General features: G+C 72.4%; 3 protein-coding genes and 1 pseudogene. 2 read left to right on the plus strand and 2 right to left on the minus strand.

Annotated features, from left to right (window positions below):
- Positions 1-200 (plus strand): annotated as a pseudogene (locus tag AOK09_RS32460) (hypothetical protein); the annotation flags it as partial.
- A 119-nt stretch (positions 201-319) separates the two neighbouring features.
- Here AOK09_RS32460 and AOK09_RS32465 read toward each other — a convergent pair.
- Both AOK09_RS32465 and AOK09_RS32470 read right to left on the minus strand, forming a co-directional pair.
- Positions 320-622: a GroES family chaperonin gene (locus AOK09_RS32465; protein ID WP_245687588.1), complete on the minus strand. Its 303-nt coding sequence runs from the start codon at positions 620-622 to the stop codon at positions 320-322.
- Between the two features lie 142 nt (positions 623-764).
- Complete coding sequence (locus AOK09_RS32470) at positions 765-1,103, minus strand: DUF3618 domain-containing protein (RefSeq protein ID WP_055590806.1); 339 nt, start codon at positions 1,101-1,103, stop codon at positions 765-767.
- Positions 1,104-1,247: 144 nt separating this feature from the next.
- Here AOK09_RS32470 and bcp point away from each other — a divergent pair, with 144 nt between their 5' ends.
- Entirely contained in the window at positions 1,248-1,715 is a 468-nt protein-coding gene (gene bcp, locus AOK09_RS32475; RefSeq protein ID WP_055590807.1) for a thioredoxin-dependent thiol peroxidase, read from the plus strand.
- The last annotated feature ends 9 nt before the right edge of the window (positions 1,716-1,724 follow it).

Below are 1,724 nucleotides of genomic sequence, written 5' to 3' on the forward strand. Positions count from 1 at the left end.
ACACCGGCCTGCCCTCGGTCCTCCCCAGCGGCGGCAACCTGATCGGCGGCACCCTCGCGGGCACCGACGCCGGCACCATCGGCGGACCCGGAACCTCCGGCGGCGACGGCGGCTCCATCGGCGCCAACGACACCGGCGGCGGCATCAGCGGCAGCCCCAGCGACCCCGGCAACCCGGAGACCCCCTTCTCCGGCCAGTGACCTCCCCCGCGCGGCCACCGCACCTCCGGCAGCCGCGCACCACACCCGGCCCTGCCCGGTCCCGGAACCTCCCGGACGCAGAGCCCCGCCGGTGCGCCGCCGCCGGGCCTCGCGGGTCCTCAGAGATACAGCCCCGTGCTGCCCCCCGCGTCCCCGATCCGCTCCGCCGCCACCGCATGGATGTCCCGCTCCCGCAGCAGCACGTACAGGGTGCCCCGCACCTCCACCTCGGCCCGGTCCTCCGGGTCGAAGAGCACCCGGTCACCCGGCTCGATGGACCGCACGTTCTGGCCCACCGCCACCGCCTCCGCCCAGGCGCACCGCTTGGACAGCTCAGCCGTCGCCGGAATCAGGATGCCGCCGGTGGAACGGCGCTCGCCCTCCCCGCCCTCGGTACGCACCAGCACCCGGTCGTGCAGCATCCGGATCGGCAGCTTCTCGCCGAGGTTCTCGTTCCGCTTGATCTCGCTCACACCCCCGAAAATACCTTCCCCCGGCACCATCCCAACAACGGAGGGCCGGACCGGGCACCCGCCCGGTCCGGCCCTCGCAGCAAGCCCGCCGCTACTTGCGGCGGCGCAGCAGCACCAGACCCGCCACCACGGCCGCACCCACCGCCGCGGCCACGGCGATCCGCTCCGGCCGCAGAGCGCCCTTCTCGTCCACGAACTGCAGCCGCGCGCGCTCCACACCCCGGTTGGCCGCCACATACGCCCGGCCCACCGTACGGTCCACCGTCGCGGCCGCCCGCGCCTTGGCCTGCGCCGCCACCGTGGACGGGTGCACCCGCACCGCGATCTCGTCCAGATTGGCCGCCAGCCGGCTCCGAGTCGCAGCGATCGACGCCTCGATCTCGGCGGTGGTACGCCCGTTCCTGCCGCCTCTCGTGCTGACCTCGCCCAAGAGGGCCACCTCACTCACCCGTGCCGATTGCGTCCGATGGTGAACAGTCTGTCAGGCCGGGTGACGCCGTGCTCAGCGGCACCCCGCCTACGGAGTACCTTTCCTGATAGCACGGCCGCATCCCACCTCGAGGAGAAATCCCCCGTGAGCGAGCGACTCCAGCCCGGCGACACCGCCCCGGCCTTCACCCTGTCCGACGCCGACGGCAAGCATGTCTCCCTCGCCGACCACCTGGGCCGCAAGGTGATCGTCTACTTCTACCCCGCCGCCCTCACCCCGGGCTGCACCAAGCAGGCCTGCGACTTCACCGACAACCTCGACCTGCTGGCCGGCGCCGGCTACGACGTCATCGGCATCTCGCCGGACAAGCCGGAGAAGCTCGGGAAGTTCCGCGACAAGGAGAGCCTGCGGGTCACCCTGCTCGCCGACCCGGAGAAGGAGACCCTGGCCGCCTACGGCGCCTTCGGCGAGAAGACCATGTACGGCAGGACCGTCACCGGGGTCATCCGCTCCACCGTGATCGTGGACGAGCAGGGCAAGGTCGAGCGCGCCCTCTACAACGTCCGGGCCACCGGCCATGTCGCCAAGCTCATCAAGGACCTCGGCGTCTGATCCCCGCCG

It is taken from the genome of Peterkaempfera griseoplana (genome assembly GCF_001418575.1).
In the GTDB taxonomy this organism is placed as follows: domain Bacteria; phylum Actinomycetota; class Actinomycetes; order Streptomycetales; family Streptomycetaceae; genus Peterkaempfera; species Peterkaempfera griseoplana.